The 23,150-nt window shown below is 63.6% G+C and carries 23 protein-coding genes; 9 read left to right on the forward strand and 14 right to left on the reverse strand.

The window, feature by feature from the left end; genetic code table 11:
* Window positions 1–120 precede the first annotated feature (120 nt).
* The 6 genes from AC0L3S_RS00695 to AC0L3S_RS00720 form a co-directional block, all read right to left on the reverse strand.
* The gene (locus tag AC0L3S_RS00695; protein ID WP_473277760.1) at window positions 121–909 is read right to left on the reverse strand and encodes a fumarylacetoacetate hydrolase family protein; all 789 of its coding nucleotides are present in this window, start codon (window positions 907–909) and stop codon (window positions 121–123) included.
* Window positions 906–1,925, reverse strand: a complete 1,020-nt coding sequence (locus AC0L3S_RS00700) for a 2-dehydropantoate 2-reductase (protein WP_473277761.1) — start codon at window positions 1,923–1,925, stop codon at window positions 906–908. Before AC0L3S_RS00700 ends, AC0L3S_RS00695 begins: the two co-directional genes overlap by 4 nt.
* A gap of 104 nt (window positions 1,926–2,029) precedes the next feature.
* On the reverse strand, window positions 2,030–2,455 hold the full coding sequence (locus tag AC0L3S_RS00705; protein ID WP_007593342.1) for a CBS domain-containing protein: 426 nt from the start codon (window positions 2,453–2,455) through the stop codon (window positions 2,030–2,032).
* A gap of 176 nt (window positions 2,456–2,631) precedes the next feature.
* On the reverse strand, window positions 2,632–3,954 hold the full coding sequence (oxlT, locus tag AC0L3S_RS00710; protein ID WP_473263197.1) for an oxalate/formate MFS antiporter: 1,323 nt from the start codon (window positions 3,952–3,954) through the stop codon (window positions 2,632–2,634).
* Between the two features lie 255 nt (window positions 3,955–4,209).
* The gene (gene oxlT, locus AC0L3S_RS00715) at window positions 4,210–5,496 is read right to left on the reverse strand and encodes an oxalate/formate MFS antiporter (protein WP_473263198.1); all 1,287 of its coding nucleotides are present in this window, start codon (window positions 5,494–5,496) and stop codon (window positions 4,210–4,212) included.
* A gap of 245 nt (window positions 5,497–5,741) precedes the next feature.
* A complete protein-coding gene (locus tag AC0L3S_RS00720) occupies window positions 5,742–5,879 on the reverse strand; it encodes a hypothetical protein (protein ID WP_473277762.1) in 138 nt (45 codons plus the stop codon).
* A gap of 279 nt (window positions 5,880–6,158) precedes the next feature.
* On the opposite strand from AC0L3S_RS00720, the gene AC0L3S_RS00725 reads away from it, so the two are divergent.
* On the forward strand, window positions 6,159–7,490 hold the full coding sequence (locus tag AC0L3S_RS00725) for an Hsp70 family protein (protein ID WP_473277763.1): 1,332 nt from the start codon (window positions 6,159–6,161) through the stop codon (window positions 7,488–7,490).
* A gap of 216 nt (window positions 7,491–7,706) precedes the next feature.
* Here the strand turns inward: AC0L3S_RS00725 and AC0L3S_RS00730 are convergent, their stop codons facing one another.
* The 4 genes from AC0L3S_RS00730 to AC0L3S_RS00745 form a co-directional block, all read right to left on the reverse strand.
* Window positions 7,707–8,150, reverse strand: coding sequence for an SRPBCC family protein (locus tag AC0L3S_RS00730; RefSeq protein WP_473263201.1), 444 nt, complete (start codon window positions 8,148–8,150; stop codon window positions 7,707–7,709).
* Window positions 8,151–8,413: 263 nt separating this feature from the next.
* Complete coding sequence (locus AC0L3S_RS00735) at window positions 8,414–9,403, reverse strand: Bug family tripartite tricarboxylate transporter substrate binding protein (protein WP_473277764.1); 990 nt, start codon at window positions 9,401–9,403, stop codon at window positions 8,414–8,416.
* Window positions 9,404–9,409: 6 nt separating this feature from the next.
* Window positions 9,410–10,813: a 3-carboxy-cis,cis-muconate cycloisomerase gene (gene pcaB, locus AC0L3S_RS00740; protein ID WP_473277765.1), complete on the reverse strand. Its 1,404-nt coding sequence runs from the start codon at window positions 10,811–10,813 to the stop codon at window positions 9,410–9,412.
* Between the two features lie 197 nt (window positions 10,814–11,010).
* A complete protein-coding gene (locus AC0L3S_RS00745; protein ID WP_473277766.1) occupies window positions 11,011–11,358 on the reverse strand; it encodes a hypothetical protein in 348 nt (115 codons plus the stop codon).
* A gap of 34 nt (window positions 11,359–11,392) precedes the next feature.
* Between AC0L3S_RS00745 and AC0L3S_RS00750 the strand changes: the two genes are divergently transcribed.
* From AC0L3S_RS00750 to AC0L3S_RS00760, 3 genes are all read left to right on the forward strand, one after another.
* Window positions 11,393–11,602, forward strand: a complete 210-nt coding sequence (locus tag AC0L3S_RS00750; RefSeq protein WP_007593324.1) for a cold-shock protein — start codon at window positions 11,393–11,395, stop codon at window positions 11,600–11,602.
* A gap of 98 nt (window positions 11,603–11,700) precedes the next feature.
* Window positions 11,701–11,943, forward strand: a complete 243-nt coding sequence (locus AC0L3S_RS00755; protein ID WP_027516998.1) for a hypothetical protein — start codon at window positions 11,701–11,703, stop codon at window positions 11,941–11,943.
* 53 nt (window positions 11,944–11,996) lie between these two features.
* Entirely contained in the window at window positions 11,997–12,221 is a 225-nt protein-coding gene (locus AC0L3S_RS00760; protein WP_026233616.1) for a hypothetical protein, read from the forward strand.
* A gap of 64 nt (window positions 12,222–12,285) precedes the next feature.
* Here AC0L3S_RS00760 and AC0L3S_RS00765 read toward each other — a convergent pair whose 3' ends face one another.
* The 4 genes from AC0L3S_RS00765 to AC0L3S_RS00780 form a co-directional block, all read right to left on the reverse strand.
* Entirely contained in the window at window positions 12,286–12,468 is a 183-nt protein-coding gene (locus AC0L3S_RS00765; protein WP_007608360.1) for a hypothetical protein, read from the reverse strand.
* 374 nt (window positions 12,469–12,842) lie between these two features.
* Window positions 12,843–14,120, reverse strand: coding sequence for a formyl-CoA transferase (gene frc / locus AC0L3S_RS00770; RefSeq protein ID WP_007608365.1), 1,278 nt, complete (start codon window positions 14,118–14,120; stop codon window positions 12,843–12,845).
* A 66-nt stretch (window positions 14,121–14,186) separates the two neighbouring features.
* Window positions 14,187–15,920: an oxalyl-CoA decarboxylase gene (oxc, locus tag AC0L3S_RS00775; protein WP_473277767.1), complete on the reverse strand. Its 1,734-nt coding sequence runs from the start codon at window positions 15,918–15,920 to the stop codon at window positions 14,187–14,189.
* Window positions 15,921–15,998: 78 nt separating this feature from the next.
* On the reverse strand, window positions 15,999–16,691 hold the full coding sequence (locus AC0L3S_RS00780; protein ID WP_162496371.1) for a GntR family transcriptional regulator: 693 nt from the start codon (window positions 16,689–16,691) through the stop codon (window positions 15,999–16,001).
* Between the two features lie 348 nt (window positions 16,692–17,039).
* Between AC0L3S_RS00780 and AC0L3S_RS00785 the strand changes: the two genes are divergently transcribed.
* From AC0L3S_RS00785 to AC0L3S_RS00805, 5 genes are all read left to right on the forward strand, one after another.
* Complete coding sequence (locus tag AC0L3S_RS00785; protein ID WP_473277768.1) at window positions 17,040–19,169, forward strand: acetate--CoA ligase family protein; 2,130 nt, start codon at window positions 17,040–17,042, stop codon at window positions 19,167–19,169.
* A gap of 60 nt (window positions 19,170–19,229) precedes the next feature.
* On the forward strand, window positions 19,230–20,072 hold the full coding sequence (locus tag AC0L3S_RS00790; RefSeq protein ID WP_473277769.1) for an IclR family transcriptional regulator: 843 nt from the start codon (window positions 19,230–19,232) through the stop codon (window positions 20,070–20,072).
* A 104-nt stretch (window positions 20,073–20,176) separates the two neighbouring features.
* Window positions 20,177–21,145 carry a Bug family tripartite tricarboxylate transporter substrate binding protein gene (locus AC0L3S_RS00795; RefSeq protein ID WP_473277770.1) on the forward strand — a complete coding sequence of 323 codons (969 nt, stop codon included), beginning with the start codon at window positions 20,177–20,179 and terminating at the stop codon, window positions 21,143–21,145.
* Window positions 21,142–21,627: a tripartite tricarboxylate transporter TctB family protein gene (locus tag AC0L3S_RS00800; protein WP_473277771.1), complete on the forward strand. Its 486-nt coding sequence runs from the start codon at window positions 21,142–21,144 to the stop codon at window positions 21,625–21,627. The genes AC0L3S_RS00795 and AC0L3S_RS00800 overlap by 4 nt, the downstream gene beginning before the upstream one ends.
* A complete protein-coding gene (locus AC0L3S_RS00805; RefSeq protein WP_027517005.1) occupies window positions 21,627–23,126 on the forward strand; it encodes a tripartite tricarboxylate transporter permease in 1,500 nt (499 codons plus the stop codon). Before AC0L3S_RS00800 ends, AC0L3S_RS00805 begins: the two co-directional genes overlap by 1 nt.
* Window positions 23,127–23,150: the final 24 nt, after the last annotated feature.

Below are 23,150 nucleotides of genomic sequence, written 5' to 3' on the forward strand. Positions count from 1 at the left end.
GGCTGAATGCGTCAGCCGATCGGCGGAGTGCGGTGTGAGGTTGCCGGGTTTCCCTCTGCGGGGCGGTGCTGGCTCATTCCGCCGCCATTCCGAAGCGCGAGCCCGGAATGACAGATTGCGCTACAGCCGAAACTCGTTGGTCAATTCGCCGATGCCGTCGATCGCGACGGTTACCGTGTTCACCGGCTCTTTCATCACGCCGACGCCGACCGAGGTGCCGACGGCAATGAGGTCGCCGGGGAGCAGGGTCATGTCGTGGGAGATCCTGCTGACCAGCTCCTGCGCGGTGAAGATCATGTCCGATATCGGATAGTTCTGCCGCTCCGCGCCGTTGAGGATGGTGCGGACCACCAGCCTGGCCGGATCGAGACCGGTGGCAATGACGGGGCCGAACGGGCCGTAGTCGTCGATGCCCTTGGCCCGCGCCCATTGCGGGAAGGTCGGGTCGCTGGTCAGGATATCGTTGGCCGTGATGTCGTTGACGCAGGTGTAGCCGAAGATGCAGCCGTCCGCTTCCGCCGGCGACACCCGCGCACAGGTCTTGCCGATGACGATGCCGAGCTCGCCTTCATAGGTGGTCTTGCCGTCGTAATAAGAGGGACGGCGGATCACCGCGCCGGGTGTCGTGATGCTGGTGGTGGCCTTCAGAAGATAGAGCGGCTCCGGCGGCTCGGGCTGGTTGAGCTTGGCCGCGAGCGCGTGAAAATTGTTCCAGAGCGCGACGATCTTGCTGGGCGCGCAGGGCGCGAGCAGTTCGACCTCCGACAGCGCCAGCGTCTTGCCGGTGGCTGCATGGCGGCCGAACATGTCGCCCTCATGCACGCTGATGCCTGACGAATTCAGCGTGCCGAAGCCGGTCGCACCGCTCTTGCGGAAGCGGAGCCATCGTTTGACCTCGCCAGCCATCATGCCACCGCCAGTGCGCGCGGATCCGATGGCGTCGAGATGCCGTCGTAGAGACCGGCGATGCGGGCGCGCTGGGTGACCATCGCCAGCACGGAATCGAGCGCGGGGGTGGCGACGCCGGTGAGGCGGCCCATCTCCTGCACGACGGTGACGAGCGGGTCGATCTCCATCGGGCGTCCGCGCTCGAGATCCTGCAGCATCGAGGTCTTGTGCGCGCCGACCTTGCGGGCGCCTTCGATGCGGCGCTCGACGTCGACACGGAATTTGACGCCGAACGTCTCGGCGATGCCTTGCGTCTCCATCATGATCGCGCGCGACAGCGCGCGGGTGGCTGGATCGGTGCAGATCACGTCGAGCGTTGCATGGGTGAGTGCGCTGATCGGGTTGAAGCAGACGTTGCCCCACAGCTTGAGCCAGATCTCGTCGCGGATGCGATCGAGCACCGGCGCTTTCAGCCCGGCTGCGACAAAGAGATCGGCGAGGCGTTGCACGTCCGGAGTGGTCTCGCCGGAGGGCTCGCCGAGCGGAAAGTTGTTGCCGTAGACGTGACGGATCACGCCGGGCGCCTCGATCTCGGTGGCGGGATAGACAATGCAGCCGATGGCGCGCTCGGCGCCTATTTCGCGCCACTGCCGTCCGCCGGGGTCGATGCTCTCCAGCGTCGAATTCTCGTATTGGCCGCCGTGCTTGTAGAAGTACCAATAGGGGATGCCGTTGACGGCGGTGACGATGCGGGTATGGGGTCCGAGCAGCGGCTGCATTGTCTCGATCACGCCGGTGATCGAGTGCGCCTTCAGCGTGATGATGATGTAGTCCTGCACGCCGAGCTCGGTGGGATCATCGGTGCAGCGCGGATGCACGGTGTGCTTCTCCTCGCCCGCGAGCAGGGTCAGGCCCCGCTCGCGCATCGCGGCAAGGTGCGCGCCGCGTGCGACCAGGCTGACGTCGGCGCCCGCGCGCGCGAGCTGAACCCCGAGATATCCGCCGATTGCGCCGGCGCCGTAGATGCAGATCTTCATGGAATCCTCGCGAAGCAGCGGAAGCCGGATTTCGGGACGAAAGATCCGGTCCGGCTCGGAAGGGTCCGAGCCGGGTCCGGTAGTCGCAGGGGAAGTGAGGCGCTTTAAGCTGCTTGCGGCGTGCCGTTGATCGCTTCGTCCATGAAGGACGCGATGTCACGCATGCTGATGACCGAGACGAGGCTGTAATCGTCGATGACAGGCAGGTGCCGGATGTGATTCCGGTTCATGAGATGGCGAACGTGCTCGATCGTGTCGCTTGACGTGCAGGACACGAGCTGCTGCACCGAGACGAGCTGCGAGACCTTGACGTTGACGGCATTGGCGCCGTGCTCGGCAACGGCGCGCACAACGTCGCGCTCGGTGAACATGCCGACCGCGGTGTTACCTTCGGAGCGGACCACGTCCTTCACCACCAGTGCGCTGATATTGTTGGCGCGCATCAGCTTGGCGGCGATACCCACCGTTTCGTTCATTCGCACCGTGACAACGCGCGGTGTCTTCTTGCGCAGAATGTCTCCGACCAGCATTGCAACCTCCCTGGGTGAATGATGAAGCAAGTGTGGTATACATAATACCAATCGTCAAGCCTTCGATTTGGCTGATCCGCAAAATCTTGCGGCAGCAATGCTGACATTTGCCGTCAGCCAAAAAGAAAGGGGCGCATCGCTGCGCCCCTGTGTCACCCGTGCAAGGTGCGTGTTCGTTATGCCGTCTCGGTCTTGGCGTTCCCCGTCGCGGCGTTGGCGCTCTCGGCTTCCTTGCCGAGGATGAAGGAGCGGCGCATCGGCTTGATCACGAACAGCGCCATCAGGGCCGCCGTCGCGTTCAAGGCGACCGCGACCACGAACACGGCCTTCCAGCCATACGTGGCCGAGATCACGCTGGCCAGCGGAACGAGCAGGGACGCCGTCCCCTTCGCGGTGTAGAGCATGCCGTTGTTGGTGGTTGCGAATTTCGAGCCGAAGGTGTCGCCGCAGGTCGCCGGGAACAACGAGTAGATCTCGCCGAACACGCCGAAATAGACCGCGGTGGCGAGCACGAAAACGACAGGCACGTGGCCATAGGCGGACAGCGTCAGCAGCATCAGCGCCGCGGTGCCGAAGGCGATGAACATGGTGTGCTCGCGGCCGATCGTGTCGGAGACGAAGCCGAAGAAGGGCCGTCCGAAACCGTCGAAGATGCGGTCGAGCGAGATCGCAAACGTCAATGCCGCCATCTGGAAGCCGGCGAGCGTGACCGGCGTGTCGGCGATCTTGAAGTCGTGCGCGATCGGAGCGATCTGCGCCGCGGTCATCAGGCCGCCGGAGGCGACCATGACGAAAACGAGATACATCACCCAGAAAATAGGGGCGCGCAGCACCTGGGGCGGGGTGAAGTCGATCTTGGTCTGCGGCAGATTGAGCTGCTTCTTCTTCGGCGGGATCGAGATGCGCGGCGGCTGGATGAAGAAGGCGAGCACGAAGACGATCACGCCCTGGCCGATCCCGAAGGTGAGGAACGCGTGCTGATAGCCGCTCGTTGCGATCATGGCCGCGATCGGCACGACGGTGAGTGCAGCGCCTGCGCCGAAGCCGGCGGCGGTCGCACCGGCCGCAAGGCCCCGGCGATCGGGAAACCATTTCAGCGCGTTGCCGACGCAGGTGCCGTACACCGCGCCCGCGCCCATGCCGCCGATGATCGCGGCCGCGTAGAGCAAGGTGAGGCTATCGGCATAGGAGTTGAGAATCCACGACAGCGCGATCATGACGCCGCCGAACATGACGACGATCCGCGGGCCGTATTTGTCGACGAACCAGGCCTCGATCGGCACCAGCCAGGTTTCGGTGACGACGAAGATGGTGAAGGCGAGCTGGATCGCGGCGCGTCCCCAGTGGTGTGCGTGATCGATCGGATCGACGAACAGCGTCCAGCCGTATTGCAGGTTGGCGATCATCGCCATACAGACGATGCCCATGACCAGCTGAAGCCAACGGAAACCTGTGCGAAGAGGCGCGGCCGTGACGGCGCCATCGGTGCTGGAAATCATCAAAAACCTCCCGAGCGCCTGTCTGGTTCGGCACCGGTCGCAAGATGACCTGATGTCGCAATATTGTGGCTTATCGTCGCAAGCGCAGTGGCGAGCTTGGTATACCATATTCCAGATTGCAAGCCTTATCTTGGCGCGCGGGCGACAAAATGCGAGTTCCGTTTGCACCACGGCGGGATCGCCGAAGCTTCGCGCAAAACGAAAACGCCCGGCCGCGAGGCCGGGCGTTTTGCGCGAGAAGCGCTTTGGAGTGCGTCAGACGGTCGATTGCGCGACCACGACCTTGCGCCAGGGCTTGAGCACCGCGATCGCCAGCGCCGAGGCCAGGATGTTGGCGCCGGCCGCGATGATGAACACGTTGTCCCAACTGCCAGACGACTGCTGCATGTAGTTGCCGATCGGGACCAGCAGCGCGGCCGTACCCTTCGCGGTGTAGAGCAGGCCGGCATTGGTGGTCGCGAACTTGGCGCCGAACGTATCGGTGCAGGTCGAGGGGAACAGCGAGTAGATCTCACCCCAGGCGAAGAACACGAAGCCCGAGAGCAGCACGAACCACAGCGGATCGTGGCCCCAGAGGTATAGCATCCAGATGCCGATACCTTCCATGCCGAAGGCGATGAACATCGTGTTCTCGCGGCCGATCATGTCGGAGATCCAGCCGAAGAATGGACGCGTCAGGCCGTTGAGCACGCGGTCGATGGTGGCCGCGAAGGTCACCGCGGTCATCGTCACCGCCATCAACGTGACCGGCACGTTGTCGATCTTCCAGTCGGCCGCGATCGGCTTCAAATTGGCCGTCACCATCAGGCCGCCGGCGCCGACGATCACGAACATGAAGTACATCAGCCAGAAGATCGGCTGGCGCAGTACCTCGGTCGGCTGATAGTTGCGGCGGCTCTGTTGCAGATTGGCGTTCGCCACCACGCTGGGCACCTGGCCTGCCTTCGGCGCCAGCAGGAAGAAGGCGAGAATGCAGATGATGATGCCTTGTCCGAGGCCGAAATACAGGAAGGTGGTCTGGAAACCGCTGTCCTTGATCATGGCCTGGATCGGCGCAACGGTCAGCGCAGAGCCTGCACCGAAGCCCGCGGCCGTGATGCCCGCGGCAAGACCGCGCTTGTCCGGAAACCACTTCAGCGCGTTGCCGACGCAGGTGCCGTAGACGCCGCCGGCGCCGATGCCCGCGATGATCATGCCGAGATAGTAGCCGTTGAGCGTGGTCGCCTGCGCGTTGATCGCCCAGCCGGCGGCGCAGAGCACGCCGCCGACCAGGACGACGAGGCGCGGACCGTATTTGTCGACGAACCATCCTTCGATCGGCACGAGCCAGGTCTCGAACAGGACGAACAGGGTAAAGGCCCATTGGATCGACGCACGATCCCAGCCGAACTTCTTCTGGATGTCGGGGACGAAGAACGTCCAGCCGTATTGATAGTTGGCGATCATCACCATCGCCGCGACGCCAACCGCCAATTGCGCCCAGCGATACGTGTCGCTAACGCGCGCGGCTGTCGGGGCGGTTGCTTGCACCATGTCCGTCATAAAGCCTCCCGTGGCGCCTCTCATTTTTCTGCGAGCGCTGGAACGGCATTCTTGTATGCATTATGCCAAGCTTCAAGCGCTGGTCCGGTCACCGTGCGCAAATGCCGCAGGACCTTGCCCGGTTGCGGCTGTGACTCAGGACAGCACAAGTAGAAATGGCCCCGTCATCCGGGGCCATTCATCAAAAGTAGTATGCGGATTGATCTAAAACCGTCCCGCCACACGGCGGCCGGGAGGAGGCCGGCTTACAGGCCGAAGTGCGGCAGGTCGCCGTTGCGATTCGAGATCTTGGCGCTCGCCATCAGGAGGCGGTCGATCGTGGCCATCAGGCGGGCGAACAGCGAGGAGGAGGACGAGAGAGCGACGGAAGCGGTCTTGGACATCGGAAATCCCTTTCTTGAGACGGTCAGTACTACTGTCTCATTTCGAAAGGCAATCTATGTATACCAGATGCCAATGTCTATGCATGCCATTGCATAGCAGCATTTAACTCTTCGCATTGCAGCATAACAATCCGTTAAATCGGTTGATTTGAGTGCGACGTGCCCAAAACCCGCCGAAACTGAATCATTTGACCGCCAATGTCCAAAATCGGAGCCTTGGCAGCGGTGCACGAAGCCGCTAGTGGTCTGCCCCCTTCCAGTCATCTGTCAGAGTGGTTCATGTCGAGCGCCTCGCCCGCCGTCTCGATCGGCATCGATTTTGGGACCAGCAACACGGTCGTGGCCCTTGCGGCGGACGACCGCCGGGTCGAGGCCATCCGCTTCGACCATGGCGGACAGCGCCACAGCGTCTTCGTGTCGGCTTTGTGCTTCTGGGAGGACCGGCCGGGGGCCGGCGCCCAGGCCGAAGGCGGCCCGTGGGCGATCGAGCAGTTCCTGGAAGGACGCCATGTCTACCGCTTCCTCCAGTCGTTCAAGACCTTCGCCGCGAGCTCCAGCTTCAACACCACCCAGGTGTTCCGGCAGCGCTACAAATTCGAGGATATTTTGGCGGCGTTCCTGCGGACGCTGGCGCGCCATGGCGGCGATAAATTCGGCTTCGAGACGTCCACCATTACGGTCGGTCGCCCCGTCCGCTTCGCCGGCGGCAATCCCGACGAGGCGCTGGCGATGCAACGTTACCGGGCCGCGTTCGAGCGCCTTGGCGCCGGCCACGCCCGCTATGTCTACGAGCCCGTGGGCGCAGCGTTCTCCTTCGCCCGCCGGCTCGAGCGCGATGCGACCGTGCTGGTTGCGGATTTCGGCGGCGGCACCAGCGATTTCTCGGTGATGCGGTTCTCGCGTGCCGGCGGCGCCTTGCGCGCCGAGCCGCTCGGCCATGCCGGCATCGGGATTGCGGGCGACACCTTCGATTGCCGCATCGTCGATCACGTCGTCTCGCCGCGGCTGGGCAAGGGCTCGAGCTTCCGCTCGTTCGACAAGGTGCTGCCAATCCCCACCGGCCACTACACCAACCTCGCGCGCTGGCATCAGCTCGCGATGATGAAGAGCAACGGCGACCTGCGCGAACTCCGGGAGCTTGCGCGCACCGCGGTGAAGCCGGCTCTGCTCGAGGATTTCATCACCATCGTCGATCTCGACCTCGGCTTTTCGTTGTACCGCGCGGTGTCCGACGCCAAGGTCGCTTTGTCGGCGCAGGACCAGGTGGAGTTCCGCTTCAGGGGCGGTGGGGTTGACATCGGCTCGACCATCACGCGGAAGAATTTCGAAGCTTGGATTGCCGACGACGTCGCGAGGCTCGGGGCCACCGTCGACAAGGTGCTGGGCGAAGCCGGCATCACCGCGCGCGAGGTCGAGAAGGTGTTTTTGACCGGCGGCACGTCCTTCGTGCCGGCTGTCCGAAGACTGTTCGCAGAGCGGTTCGGCAACGAACGGCTGATGTCGGGCGATCAGTTCGAGTCGATCGCCTACGGCCTTGCTTTGATCGGGCACAGCCCGGACCCCGACCGCTGGACCGCAAGCGGCGGGGTTGCGCCGAAGGCAGGGGCGTAGGCTCGCTGAGATGACACTCGATCGTTCGTGAGCTGGCCATCGCACTAGGCGGCCGTTTGGCGGCCCATCTTCGAGACGCCCGCCTTTGGCGGGCCCTCAGGATGAGGTCGGAGTATGTGGCTGCAGTCTTGACGAGCCCTGTTGCCGCTAGCCTCATCCTGAGGAGACCGCGGAGCGGTCGTCTCGAAGGACGAGGCGCTCGCTCCGCTGCAGACGCTATTGCTTGATCTCAGGCTCGACGAGCTTCGCCAGATTGCGCAGCGATTCCTGCCAGCCGAGATAACAAGCCTCCGGCGGGATGACGTCGGGGATGCCGGCCTGCGTGATATCCAGCTCGGTGCCGACGGATACTTTCTTCAGGATCACGGTCACCTGGATCTCGCCCGGCAGATGGGGGTCGTCGAACCTGTCAGTGTAGCGGAGACGTTCGCCGGGGACGAGCTCGAGATATTCGCCGCCGAAGGCGTGGCTGTTGCCCGTCGTGAAGTTACGGAACGACATCTTGAACGTGCCCCCGACCTTCGGCTCGAAATGATGCACGGTGCAGGTGAAGCCGTTCGGCGGAAGCCATTTCGCCAGCGCATCCGCCTCCAGGAAGGCGCGATAGACTTTCTCAGGGCTGGTCGTCAAAACGCGGTGCAGGCGCACAGTGCTGGGCATGATCATCTTCCTCATGAATCGCCGGGCTCGACGTCAGCGTCTATTGCCCATTCATGTCTAGAGGACGGATCGGATACCGCCGATCCGACAGGGCGTCTCGAATTTTTTTGATGGATGATTGGCACACCGCCGCCACGTCGTGCGGCGTCATGGCGAATGCGAGATTGTAGCCGGGGATCGTCGAATTGTTCCGCCCGCCTGCGACTGATGCGCCGGCGGCGAGAGCTGGCCGGCGATCACGCGCTCGACTGCATCGGTTGCACTTATTGATCGAGGCGAATCTGCGCGGTTTTGACAATGTCCCGCCAGCGCGCGATCTCTTCGGTCATCCGCCGCTTGAGAGATTCGGGGCCTCGCTGGTCCGGCGGTGGCAGGATCAAGCCTACCAGTTCAAGCCGTCTCCGCACGCCGTCATCGTCGAGCGCCGCGCGAAGCGCATCCGAGAACCGGTCGCGAATGGCGTCAGGGGCGCCTTTCGGCAGGTAGAACGCGAACCAGCTCGATGCCACAAACTGTGGAAGCCCGGCTTCCCGGGCCGTCGGTGTGTCCGGCAATTGCGGAACCCGTGCGGCGGCCGATACGGTCAGAAAACGCAGATTGTTGTCGCCCAGGAAGGGAAGAACGTCGCCCAACAATCCACAGCTGAAGTCGCTGCGGCCCGCGATCAGGTCGGTCATCGCCAGCGCTGATCCGCGATAAGGCACCTCCACCGGCTTGAATCCGATCACGGAGGTGAACAGCAGACAGCTGATGTGGCTGATCGAACCGACGCCCGCATGGGCCAAGGTGAGGTCCGGGCCACGCGCCTTGGCGATCGCGATGAACGACGCCATGCTGTCCGCGCCAAGGTCGCGGCGAGCGACGACGAGGATCGGCGTTTCCGCGACCAGGCCAATCGGCGTGAAATCAACCAGCGGGTCGTAACGGAGATTCGGATACAGCGCGACCGATGCCGCATGCGTGCCGACGTGACCGCTGACGAGCGTATAACCGTCGGGCGCGCTCTTCGCGACGCGCGTTGAGCCGGTCGTGCCGCCCGCCCCGGCGATGTTCTCGATAATGATCGGCTGCCCGAGTTTTCGCGCCATGTGTTCGGACACAATCCGACTCATCACGTCATTCGGGCCGCCGGCCGCGAAGGGGACGATCAACGTGATCGGCCGCGACGGGAAGGGCGACTCGGCATGTGCCGCATTCAACACTGACAGCACCGCAGCTGCGACGAGGGAGGTGCGCTTGCGTTTCAGAATCATATCGCCTCACTCCGCATCGATGGCGTCGCCTTGCACAGCACTGGCCGGTCGATCGGCGCACGCCGCGAGGACACGATCGACCTCGCGGGCGGACAGGCCGATGTATCGAGCCGGGTCCGCAGCCGCCTCGATCTCATGCAGGGCGATGTGGGCTGTCACGGCCGGATCGCGCGAAAGGCTCTGGGCCAATGTCAGGCCCGAAGCGATCGCGTGCGTGCATGCCGCGCTCACCATCTCGTGCGCATGATGGCGCCCGAGGTGCGGAGCGAGTACCATCATGACGGCCTCTGCGGCGATGAGACCCTGTGTGCGTCCCAGATTGGCCTGCATCGCATCGGGTCTGACGACCAGTCCGCCGCAGAGGCGAACAGCGTTGTCCAAGGCCCGGGAGACCAGTACGAACGCTTCCGGCAGCAGCGACCATTCGGCCTGCCACGGTCCCGTCGCCCGTTCATGGTCGTGGACCGAAGCGTCGAGCATGGCGCTCGCGAGCCGGCGCAACGACAGTCCGGTGCTGAGAATCTGCTCGCAGATGATCGGGTTGCGCTTGTGCGGCATGGTGCTGGAGGCGCCGTGGCCCTGGCCGCCTGGCTCCAGCACTTCGCCGACCTCAGTCTGCGCCATCAACACGACATCGGTCGCGATCTTGCTCAGGGTCGCCGAGATCAGCCCAAGCAGGCAAACCGTCTCGGCCAAACCATCGCGCGCGGCGTGCCATGCCACCAAGGGCTCGCCGAGTCCGAGTTCGCTGGCTAGCGCAGCGCGGACGCGGTCGCCATCGTCGCCAAGCGATGCGAAAGTGCCGACCGCACCACCGAATTGGACCTGGAGGACTCTTGGTTTGAGTTCGGCGAGACGCTGCCTGTGGCGCAGCAGGCCCGACAGCCAGACGGAAACCTTGAATCCGAAGGTTATCGGAATCGCGTGTTGAAGTTTGGTCCTGCCGACCATGGGCGTATCGCGGTGGGTACGCGCCAGATCCGCAAGCGTGGATATCAGGCGCTCCAGGTCGCGGTGGATGAGCTCGAGCGCGTCGCGTATCTGCATCACGAGCGCGGTGTCCATGATGTCCTGACTCGTGGCACCCCAATGGACGAATTCGCCATGGGGGTTGCCGGTAAGCCGGATCAACTGCTCGACCAAATTCACGACCGGCAAGCCGGCGCGCAAAGTGCCCGCGGCCAATTCGTCGAGGTCGAGTAGTTCAGTACGTGCAGCGGAGGCGATCGCAGCAGCAGCCTCGACAGGAATCACACCGAGCTGCCCTTGTACCTTCGCCAGCGCGACCTCGACCAGGAGCATGGACTCAAGGGAATTGCGCTCACCGAAAATGGTGCGCATCGGGGCGGTGCTGAAAATATCGGCGAGGTGACGGCTGCTGAAGACCGTTCCGGGCTCGAAACTCAGCATGGCCGGGTCGCCATCATGGATGACCGAACGCGTGCGCGTTCAAACGAGCCGGCAAGCCTCAATCCGAGCTCATGAATGGCGACTCTTACCTTGCGGGCGCATGGCGATGTCTGATTAAAAAATAGCCGCATCAGTCAGCATCGGTCCCTCCGTCGTCGCGCTCCATTGCGCGCCGTACGGCTTGGCATCGATCAAGCCTAGGTTACCCCCTCGTTTTGTAAAAATGCATTATTGCGATACATGCGTTCTGAATTGGAGAACGCCGTCGAGCGCCCCCAACACTCGAAATTCGGATATCGCGCCCGTGTCATGTTGGGTTGCAAGTCGTTGCCGAGAGCAGTTGCGGCGATTGATGAGCGCTGGATAGCGCGGCGTCCCCTACCTACCGCCGGGCCCGAGGCGTTAAATTCGGTCAAGCCTTGCAAATGGCGAGGATGAGGTATACGTTGAGGCTGTTCGTTCAGCCGCTGTGCCTTGTTGAATGCGCCCGCGGGCTCCTTTTCCATAGACATCGACGAATAGAATTTGTTCTGCGTGACGATCACGCGGAACCTGCGCGTATGCGCTTTGGAGAAGAAAATGACGACAGGTACTGTGAAGTGGTTTAACGGCCAGAAGGGCTTTGGATTCATTCAGCCGAACGACGGCGGCAACGATGTGTTCGTTCACATCAGCGCGGTCGAGCGGGCTGGTCTTGCAGGTCTCGCTGAAGGCCAAAAGGTCAACTTCGAACTCAAGACCGACAAGATGCGGGGCAAGGTCAGCGCTGAGAATCTCTCGCTGGCCTAAAGCCTTGGTGCCGTTTCACGGATGTACTGAAACGGCCATGCCACCCGCTCGATCTCCGGATTGAGCGGGTTTTTGTCCGTTGCAGAGCAGGGTGAATAATGAGCGCCAAGAGACCGGCCGAACCGTCACCCGAAAGCATCGCGCGTTCTAATCGTCAGCGTTTGGCCGCTGAGGAAGGCGCTCGGGCGATGGTGGATGTTGGAAAGCAAGCCGTCGATGTTCGCAAGAACATGGCGCGGCTTCGAGAGCTGCGCGAAGCCAAGGAAGCGGCCGACGCCGCCCTTCAGGCATCGTTGCCCGCGGCCACTCCAACGAAGCGCAAGAAGAAGGTGACGCCATAGCTGCCTCCGTTGCGGCGACGACAATTCGGAGAGGGCCGATCACATGCCAAAGAGTGCGGGTCGTGCCTAGAATCAAGTCGGATGGCGGTGGCACCATCACCTTCTTTCTCGCGCTTGGCGCGGGCCGACAGATGTGCCGTCTTGCGACGACCTTCCTGACGCAGAAGCAGGCTTTCAGTTATCTTCGCAAGAACCGGACCGAGTTCGAGCGCATGGCGCGGGCGCAGCTCGCTTCTGGCGCAGTCGAAGACGGAATCGTCGTGCTCTCGATGCTGTAGGGCAGGCGGATTTCGGCGCCCCGCCTTCAGCGGAATTCGCAGCCGGAGTCTGGGATTGTCGCGCTTATTCGGAGCCGCTTCCCGGCTTCGCCTCCCGAGCCAATCGCTCCGCTTTCAGCCGCTCGCGATTCTCGTTGAAGGAGTTCTGGTCCTTCGCATAGTCATTGATCGGCTTCTGCGTTGTCGCAGGCTTGAATGCCTTGTTGGCTTCACGCTTGGCGCGATCAGAGGATTGATCTTTCGACATTTGAGCCCTCAATTTGATCAACGAGCGTGGTCCTGGCGCGTGCCGGACGCGACGCCGCCCGTGCCTGAACTGAAAGGCCGACTTGCCATCCTCGGAAGCGAAGGCGACCAGTTCTTCAGCGTGGGGCAGGGTCTTTGCGAGGCGTGCTGCACTCGCCGTGGAGATGGCATGCTGGTATTTCCGGGCATGCTCGCATTTCCGGGAGCACGCCGGTCGAGGGAGTAACGGCCGGCCACCGCATCTGTTCCTCGCGAACCAATCTTTAATCCAGCCTTGACGGCGCGGCAAGCGCGCCGATCGTGCGATGCAGCCTTTGCGCGCCAACAAAAAGGCCGCCGAAGCCGGCGGCCTTTTGCGTCGTGAGATAAGCCCGCTTACTCCGCGGCCTGCTTTTGCGGCGGATCGAGCGCGCCGGACTTGTGGATATCGGCGACCTGATGGTCCGAGAAGCCAAGCACGGTGCGCAGGATCTCGTCGGTGTGCTCGCCGAGCAGCGGGGAGCGCTCCACCTCGCTCGGGGAGTCCGACAGCTTGATCGGGTTGCCGACCGAGATGTACTTGCCGCGGGTGGGGTGGTCAACCTCGACCACGGTGCCGGTCGCGCGCAGCGACTGGTCCTCGGCGATCTCCTTCATCGACAGGATCGGGCCGCAAGGGATGTCGTCCTTGTTGAGGATTTCCATCGCCTCGAACTTCGTCTTCGTCATCGTCCACTGTTCGATGCGGCCGAAGATCTCGTTCAGGCGCGGCAGGCGGACGGCCGGCTTGGCGTAGTTCGGATCGGTCTTCCAGGAGGGCTCACCGATCACGTCGCAGATCTTCTCCCAGACCGGGGCCTGCGTGATGAAGTAGATGTAGGCGTTGGGATCGGTCTCCCAGCCCTTGCACTTCAGGATGCGGCCGGGCTGGCCGCCACCGGAATCGTTGCCGGCACGCGGCACGGCATCGCCGAACGGAATGCCTTCGCCGAACTGGCTGTATTCCTTGAGCGGACCATGGGCGAGGCGCTGCTGGTCGCGCAGCTTGACGCGCGCGAGATTGAGCACGCCGTCCTGCATCGCGGCCGTCACCTTCTGGCCCTTGCCGGAATGGGTGCGCTGATAGAGTGCGGTGACGATGCCGAGTGCCAGATGCAGACCGGTGCCGCTGTCGCCGATCTGCGCGCCGGTGACCAGCGGCAGGCCGTCGCGGAAGCCGGTGGTGGAGGCGGCGCCGCCGGTGCACTGTGCGACGTTCTCATAGACCTTGCAGTCTTCATACGGTCCGGGACCAAAGCCCTTGATCGAGGCGACGATCATCTTCGGGTTGATCGCCTGGATCTTCTCCCAGGGGAAGCCCATGCGGTCGAGCACGCCGGGTCCGAAATTCTCGACCAGCACGTCGCACTTCTTGATCAGCTCGGTGAGGACTTCCTTGCCCTTGGGATTCTTGGTGTCGAGCGTGATCGAGCGCTTGTTGTGGTTGAGCATGGTGAAATACAGGCTGTCCACATTCGGGATGTCCTGCAGCTGGCCGCGGGTGATGTCGCCCACACCCGGACGTTCCACCTTGATCACGTCGGCGCCGAACCATGCGAGCAACTGCGTGCAGGTCGGCCCGGACTGGACGTGGGTGAAGTCGAGAATGCGAACGCCCTCGAGCGCTTTTGTCATCGTGTTGCTCCGTACTCTGATCTACCCCTGCACCCGCAGGGACCTTATTGGGTTGAAGGGGAGTGCTTACTTCTTCTTCTGCAGAACGCTCTGCGGATTGAGGTTGCCGATGCGGCCGCTCTCGGATCCGGCGGCCGGATCGATCACGGCGTTGATGAGCGTCGGCTTGCCCGAGGCCATGGCTTCGTTGACGGCGCGCTTGAGCTCGTCGGGAGAGGTCGCGTTCACGCCGACGCCGCCGAAGGCTTCCATCATCTTGTCGTAGCGGGCGCCCTTGACGAACACGGTCGTTGCCGGATCGGCGTTGACGCTGTTGACGTCGGTGCCGCGATAGATGCCGTCATTGTTGAAGATGACGACGCAGATCGGCAAATTGTAGCGGCAGATGGTCTCGACCTCCATGCCGGAGAAGCCGAAGGCCGAGTCGCCTTCGACCGCGAGCACGGGATGGCCGGTCTCGAGAGCCGCCGCGATCGCCTGGCCCATGCCGATGCCCATCACGCCCCAGGTGCCGACGTCGAGACGCTTGCGTGGGCGATACATGTCGATGACGCCGCGGGCGAGGTCGAGCGTGTTGGCGCCCTCGTTGACGAGGATCGCCTCGGGATGATCCTTGATGACGTTCTTCAGCACGCCGAGCGCACCGTGATAGTCCATCGGCGATTTGTTGTTCATGAGCTTCGGCGCCATCTTGGCGACGTTCTCTTCGCGCTTGGTCGAAATCGCCTTGGTCCATTCGGCCGGCGGGGCGGTCCAGCCCGAAGCCATCGCCTGGTTGAAGGCGGAGACGACCGAGCCGATGTCGCCGACGACGGGCGCAACGATCTCGACGTTGGAGTCCATCTCGCGCGGTTCGATGTCGACCTGGATGAACTTCTTGGGCGCTTCGCCCCAGTTCTTGCCTTTGCCGTGCGAGAGCAGCCAGTTCAGCCGGGCGCCGATCAGCAGCACGACGTCGGATTCTTTCAGCACCGTCGAGCGTGCAGCGCCTGCGCACTGCGGATGGGTGTCGGAGAGGAGGCCCTTGGCCATGCTCATCGGCAGGAAGGGAATACCGCTCTTCTCGACGAAGGTTTTGATCTCCTCGTCGGCCTGCGCGTAGGCCGCGCCCTTGCCGAGGATGATGAGCGGACGTTTTGCGCCCTTCAAGACATCAAGCGCGCGCTTGATCGAAGCGGGCGAGGGAATCTGTGCGGGAGCAGCGTCGATCACCTTGACCAGCGACTTCCGGCCGGCATCCGCGTTCATCACCTGACCGAACAGTTTTGCCGGCAGGTCGAGATAGACGCCGCCCGGACGGCCGGAGACGGCGGCACGGATGGCACGGGCAAGACCGATGCCGATATCCTGGGCGTGCAGCACGCGATAGGCTGCCTTGCACAGCGGCTTGGCGATCGCGAGCTGGTCCATCTCTTCATAGTCGCCCTGCTGGAGGTCGACGATCTCGCGCTCGGACGAGCCCGAGATCAGGATCATCGGGTAGCAGTTGGTGGTGGCGTGCGCGAGCGCGGTGAGACCGTTGAGGAAGCCGGGCGCGGAAACGGTGAGGCAGATGCCGGGCTTCTTGGTGAGGTAACCAGCGATGCCCGCCGCATAACCGGCGTTCTGCTCGTGGCGGAACGAAATCATGCGGATACCGGCCGCCTGGGCCATGCGGCCCAAATCCGTGATCGGGATGCCCGGCACATTATAGATGGTGTTGATGCCGTTCAGCTTGAGCGCGTCGATGACGAGATGAAAGCCATCCGTCAATTCCTGCTCGGTGCCCGGTGCTTCGGACTTGGTCGCGGTATTCAGCATGGGCCTTGTCTCCCTGGTCTCAAGATGCCGTTTCAGGCTTTGGGGGCGATGCTTCGCCCTTCTGGTGAACGTTGCTGGCTAGAAGAGTTCCTGACCATGCGCTTCGACGTAAGCGGCAAGGCCAAGGGTGTGATCGCGGGCGCGCTTCTCGGCGAGTTCGGTATCGCGCGCCTCAAGGGCTTCGATCATGCCGAGATGCTCGGGCAGCGAAGTCGCGGTGCGGTCCTTGCGGCCGATGGTCAACTGCCGATAGCCACGCACGTGCAGCAGCAGGTCGTTGGTGAGATCGACCAGCACCGGTGATTCCGACAGCGAGATCAGCGCCTGGTGGAAGGCGATGTTGGCGCGCGAATATTCCTCGACGTGATCCTCGGGCAGGCGATCCTTGCCAAATTCCTTGAAGTAGTCGCGCAGCGCCGTGATGTCTTTCTTGCGCGCCGTGGCGGTGATTAGGCGGGCCGCCATGCTCTCCAGCGCCGCCCAGGCGCGGATCATGTCGACGATCTCGCTCTTGGTCCTCCGCACCACCATGATGCCGCGGCGCGGAACCGTCTTCACGAAACCGTCCTGCTCGAGCATCGCGATGGCTTCGCGGATCGGCGTGCGGCTCACGCCCAGGCGCTCGGACAACGCGCGCTCGTCGAGCATCACCGGCTCGGGCGTCGAGTAGATGTCCATCTTGAGGATGGCTTCCTTCAAGGCGTCATACGCCTTGTTCTTGAAGCTACTCTCCGGGGCAATACGAACGATTGCGATATCTGCCTCGGCCATGTTCGGCAACGCCTTGGTTGGTTTCCGCAGTGACACGACGAATCTCCTCCAGTGGGAGTCGTCTTTTACAGGAATATTAACGGGAAAGTTTTTGGCATACCAAATACCAGAATGTCAAGCTGCCTATTTTTTGCAGCGTTCTAAGGTGCGCTGCAGCTTGACAAGTTGGCTTCTGGCATACCAAATGCCATCGCCAGCCATTTTTGATCCAAGCCGGCGGAGTAACCTCGGCTTTATGCCACTCCGTTCCGCGACATGGAACAGAGCGCGGCGAATGGAAAGCATAACGGGCAGCCGCAACACGCGCGCGCTTTGAGAACGCAAGAACCAAGGTCAAGGGAGAGCCACATGTCCAATTCCAAAGATGCCGTCCGCAAGGTGCTTGACCAGGTCAAGGCGGACAAGCGCACCAGCCTGACCGCGCCGGAAGGCAAGCTGGTCTGCGACGCCTACGGCATTGCGGTGCCGAAGGAAGGTGTGGCGAAGTCGGCCGGCGAGGCCGGCAAGATGGCCGCCTCGATGGGCTTCCCGGTGGTGATGAAGATCGTCTCGCCGGACATTCTCCACAAGACCGAAGCCGGCGGCGTCATCGTCGGCCTCAAGACGGCCGAAGACGCCGAGAAGGCCTACGAGACGATCCTCTCGAACGCCAGGAAGTACAAGTCCGACGCCAAGATCGAGGGTGTCCAGGTGCAGCAGATGCTGGCCGGCGGCACCGAAGTGATCGTCGGGTCGATCACCGATGCATCGTTCGGCAAGCTGGTTGCCTTCGGCCTCGGCGGCGTGCTGGTCGAAGTCCTGAAGGACATCACCTTCCGCCTCGCGCCCGCGACCAAGCAAGATGCGCTGTCGATGCTCGACGGCATCCAGGCGCATGAGATTTTGAAGGGCGTTCGCGGCGGCGAGCCGGTGAACCGCACCGCGCTTGCGGATGTCATCGTCAAGGTCTCGCAGCTCGTCACCGATTTCCCCGAGATCGTCGAGCTCGATCTCAACCCGGTGTTCGCGACGGCCAAGGACGCGATCGCGGCCGATGTCCGCATCGTCGTCGACTTCGCTTACGTGCCCAAGCCGAAGCCGCGCCCGACCGAAGAGATCGTCGCGGCCATGAGCCGCATCATGCAGCCGAAGGCGGTTGCCGTGGTCGGCGCTTCGGCCGAAGACGGCAAGATCGGCAATTCCGTGATGAAGAACCTCGTCAACGGCGGCTACAAGGGCGACATCTACCCGATTCATCCCAAGGCCGCCGAGATCCTCGGCTACAAGGCGTATAAGAGCGTCAAGGACGTGCCCGGCGTGATCGACACCGCCGTGTTCGCCATTCCCGCGAAGTTCGTGGCCGCGGCGCTCACCGAATGCGGCGAGAAGAAAATTCCCGGCGCGGTTCTGATCCCGTCGGGCTTCGCGGAAGCCGGCGCGCCGGAGCTCCAGGCCGAGATCGTCGAAGTCGGCAAGAAGTACGACATCCGCCTGATGGGACCGAACATCTACGGCTTCTATTATACGCCTGCCAATCTCTGCGCGACCTTCTGCACCGCCTATGACGTCAAGGGCCACGCGGCGCTGTCCTCGCAGTCGGGCGGCATCGGCATGGCCATCATCGGCTTCTCCCGTTCGGCCAAGATGGGCGTGTCGGCAATCGTCGGTCTCGGCAACAAGTCCGATATCGACGAGGACGATCTGCTCGCCTTCTTCGAGCAGGACCCGAACACCAACCTGATCGCGCAGCACTGCGAAGACCTCAAGGACGGCCGCGCCTTCGCGGAAGCGGCAAAGCGCGTCTCCAAGAAAAAGCCGGTCATCGTGCTCAAGGCCGGCCGCACCTCGGCCGGTGCGAAGGCGGCCTCGTCGCACACCGGCGCGCTCGCCGGTAACGACAAGATCTACGAGGACGTCCTGGCGCAGTCGGGCGTGATCCGCGCCCGGTCGCTGCGGCAGCTGCTCGAGTTCGCGCGCGGCGTGCCGGTGCTGCCGACGCCGAAGGGCGAGAACGTGCTGATCATCACGGGTGCAGGCGGCTCGGGCGTGCTGCTGTCGGACTCCTGCGTCGACAACGGCCTGTCGCTGATGTCGATGCCGGCGGATCTGGATGCGGCCTTCCGCAAATTCATCCCGCCGTTTGGCGCGGCCGGAAATCCCGTGGACATCACCGGTGGCGAGCCGCCGATCACCTACGTCAACACGGTGAAGCTCGGCCTGACGGACGAGCGCATCCATTCGCTGATCCTCGGCTACTGGCACACCATCGTCACGCCGCCGATGGTGTTCGCCCGCAACATGGTCGAGGTGAAGAAGGAGATGGAGGCCAAGGGCTTCGTGAAGCCGATCGTCGCCTCGCTTGCCGGCGACGTCGAGGTCGAGGAGGCCGCCGAATATCTCTACCAGAACGGCATCCCGGCCTACGCATACTCGACCGAGCTGCCGGTCGAGGTCCTCGGTGCCAAGTACAAATGGGCGCGCGGGGCAGGGCTGCTCTGAGACGACGATCCCCTTCACCACTCCCCGCGCGCGGGGAGTGGTGAAAACAGTCAGGTCGCGATGGGCAGGAACGTGATCCGGCGTAAATCTCTCGAGCCCCGGTCGCCATCGGAGGCCGACCACGAGGCGCGTGACGGCGGCGTGCAGTCCGTCGACCGCGCGTTGTCGATCCTCGAGACGCTGTCCGAGGACGACGAAGGCTATCGCCTCAGCGATCTCGCCGTGCGCACCGGGCTCTCCGCCTCGACCGTGCACCGCCTGCTCGCGACGCTGGAAAGCCGCCGCTTCGTGCAGTTCGACCGCGCTGAATCCAAATGGCATGTCGGTGTGCGCAGCTTCACCGTCGGCGCGAGCTTTGCCCGCCGGCGCAATTTCAGCGCCCAGGCCATCCCCTATTTGCGCAAGCTGCGTGATCTCACCCGCGAGACGGCCAATCTTGCCATGGTCGACGACGAGTTCATCATCGTGCTGACCCGCATGGAGAGCCGCGAGATCATGCGCTCTCTGACCCAAGTCGGCGGCCGCGTCCCCATGGTGACCTCCGGCGTCGGCAAGGCGGTGCTCGCAACCTATTCCGACGAGGACGTCGGCGCCGTCATCCGCCATCACGGTATGCCACGCCTGACAGAGAAATCGATCGTGCGACCGAGCGACCTGTTCAAGGAACTCGAAAAGATCCGCAAGCAAGGCTTCGCGCTGGATGATGAAGAGGCCTGCATGGGCCTGCGCTGCGTTGCCGCGGTGGTCTACAACGACTGCGCCGAGCCGCTCGCGGCGATTTCCGTGTCCGGCATGACCAGCCGGCTGACCGATCAGCGACTACCGGAAATCGGGCAGATCGTCCGGGATGTTGCTGCCGAACTGACGGCCGCGCTCGGCGGGGCAGTTCCGACGCTCCGCTAATCACAAACCCGGGGTATGTCACTGGACAGTGTCGGCCGTTTTGGCTGATATGCGACCAAACGACACGATGCGGCAAACGTTCGCATGAGCCCGGAGACGTCCCCATGTTTCAACTTTCCGCGCGCCTCGTCGGCGCAGCCGTCGCGCTGACCCTTGCGGCAGCCACGCCGGCCTTTGCCCAGCAGCTCGAGCTCAAGCTGATGGCACCGGCGGCGCCGGGCGGTGGCTGGGACCAGACCGCGCGCTCGATGCAGCAGGCGCTGGTTGCAGCGGGCGTTGCGCGCAGCGTGCAGGTCACCAACGTTCCCGGCGCCGGCGGCAGCGTCGGCATTGCGCAGTTCGTCAACGGCGCCAAGGGTGACGGCAACCAGCTGATGGTCAACGGCTTCGTCATGGTGGGCGCGCTCGCCATGAACAAATCACCCGTCACGCTCGAGCAGGTGACGCCGATCGCGCGCCTCACCGAGGAAATCCAGGTGATCGTGGTGCCGGCGAATTCGCCGATCAAGACCGCGCAGGATCTGGCCGCAGCCGTGAAGGCCGACATCGCCAAGGTGACCTTCGCCGGCGGCTCAGCCGGCGGCGTCGATCATGTGATGGCGGCATTGTTCGCCGGCGCCGTTGGCGCCGACGCGAAGAAGATCAACTACATCCCGTTCTCGGGCGGCGGCGAGTCGCTCGCCGCCATTCTCGGCGCGAAGGTCACCGCGGGCATTTCGGGCCTCAGCGAATATGACGGGCAAATCAAGTCCGGCAAGCTGCGCGCGATCGGCGTGACCTCGGAAAAACGCATCCCAGGGAGCGACATTCCGACCTTCAAGGAGCAGGGCATCGACCTCGTGATCGCCAACTGGCGTTCGGTGGTCGCTCCTCCCGGAATCACGCCGGAGCAGCGCAAGACGCTGAGCGACGCGGTCGAGAAGATGGTGAAGTCGGACGCCTGGAAAGACATCCTCAAGCAGAAGGGCTGGGAGGATGCCTATCTCGGCGGCGACGCCTTCGCCGACTTCCTGAAGAAGGAAACGGTACGTGTGACTGACGTGCTGAGATCAGTCGGCCTGGTCAAGTCATGACCACGGGCGATCCCGTTCAGCCACCGCGGCGCGTCGATCGCGCCGGCATCGTCATCGCCGCGTCGCTCGCGCTACTTGCCGCGGTACTGGTCTGGGACGCGCGCGGCCTGCAATCGACCACGATGTACGGGATGGGGCCGGAAGCCATGCCGGTCGTGATCGCCTCCGGCCTCGCGCTGCTCGCGATCGGCAATTTCATCGACGCGCTGCGCGGTCATTTGCCGGCGCGCGAGAGCGCCGATCCCGTGCCTGTGGTCTTGATCCTCGCGGGCCTTGCGCTGCTGATCGGCATCATCGGCTTCGGCGGCGGCTTCATCCTGGCGACGTCGGCGCTGTTCGTCACGACCTCGGCGGCATTTGGGCGCCGGGCCGTCCTGGTCGATTCTGCCATCGCTCTCGTGATGTCGACCCTCATTTACCTCGCGTTCGACCGGTTGTTGACGTTGAGCCTTCCCGCCGGCCCCCTGGAGCGACTGCTGTGATGGACACCTTCGCCGCGTTGGCGCATGGCATGGCGGTCGCCGTCCAGCCGATGAATCTCCTCTACGCCCTGATCGGCGTGTTCCTCGGCACCGCCGTGGGCGTGCTGCCCGGCATCGGCCCAGCGTTGACGGTCGCGCTGCTGCTGCCGGTCACGTACAAGCTCGATCCCGGCGGTTCGCTGATCATGTTTGCCGGCATCTACTACGGCGGCATGTATGGCGGATCGACCACCGCCATCCTGATCAACACGCCCGGCGAGAGCGCCTCGATGGCGACGGCGCTCGAAGGCAACAAGATGGCCAAGGCCGGCCGCGGCGGGCCGGCGCTCGCGACCTCCGCGATCGGCTCCTTCGTCGCGGGCACCATCGCGACCATCGGGCTTGCCTTTCTCGCGCCATGGCTGGTCGATTTCGCCGTGCGCTTTGGCCCGGAGGATTATTTCGCGCTGATGTGCGTCGCCTTCGTCACGGTGTCGGCAACCTTCGGCGATTCTCCGATCCGCGGCCTGACCAGCCTGTTCATTGGTCTGACGTTGGGGCTCGTCGGCATCGACAAGCTGACGGGGCAGGCGCGGCTTGCGTTCGGCGTGCCCGAGCTGCTCGACGGCGTCGAGGTGACGACGCTCGCGGTCGGCCTGTTCGCGGTGGGTGAGGCGCTCTACGTCGCATCGCGCCGCCACCACACCGAGGAGAAGCTCGAGCCGGTGCGCGGCTCGCTGTGGATGACCAAGGAAGACTGGAAGCGATCGTGGAAGCCGTGGCTGCGCGGCACCATGTTCGGCTTCCCGATCGGTGCGCTGCCCGCCGGCGGCGCGGAGATCCCGACCTTTTTGTCCTATTCCTGCGAGAAGCGGCTGACCAAATACCCGGAAGAATTCGGCAAGGGCGCGATCGAAGGCGTCGCGGGACCGGAGGCCGCCAACAACGCTTCGGCTGCGGGCACGCTGGTGCCGCTCCTGACGCTGGGATTGCCGACCTCGGCGACGGCCGCGATGATGCTGGCGGGCTTTCAGCAATACGGCCTCAACCCGGGGCCACTGCTGTTCGCCGAGCGGCCCGACCTCGTGTGGGGCCTGATCGCGAGCCTGTTCATCGCCAATTGCATGCTGCTGGTGCTCAATCTGCCGCTGGTTGGCCTGTGGGTGCGGCTGCTGGCGATCCCGCAGCCGTGGCTCTATGCCGGCATCCTCGTGTTCGCGACCATGGGCACCATCGCCGCAAAGCCGTCCGTGGTCGAACTGTCGATGCTGGCCGGCTTCGGCGTGCTCGGCTTTCTGATGCGGCGGTTCGATTTTCCGATCGCGCCCGTCGTCGTCGGCCTGATCCTCGGCCCGATCGCCGAGAGCCAGCTGCGGCGCGCGCTCGCGATCAGTCTCGGTGATCCCATGACGCTGCTCCAGAGCCCGATCTCGGCGACGCTGCTTGCGCTGGCGTTGATCGCGCTGCTGGCACCCTTCGTGCTGAAAGGGATGGGACGCTTCAAGGCGAACGAGGACTAGCCATCCCGACGCGAGTGTTTTGTA

The sequence above is a fragment of the Bradyrhizobium sp. Ken01 genome (assembly GCF_055807355.1).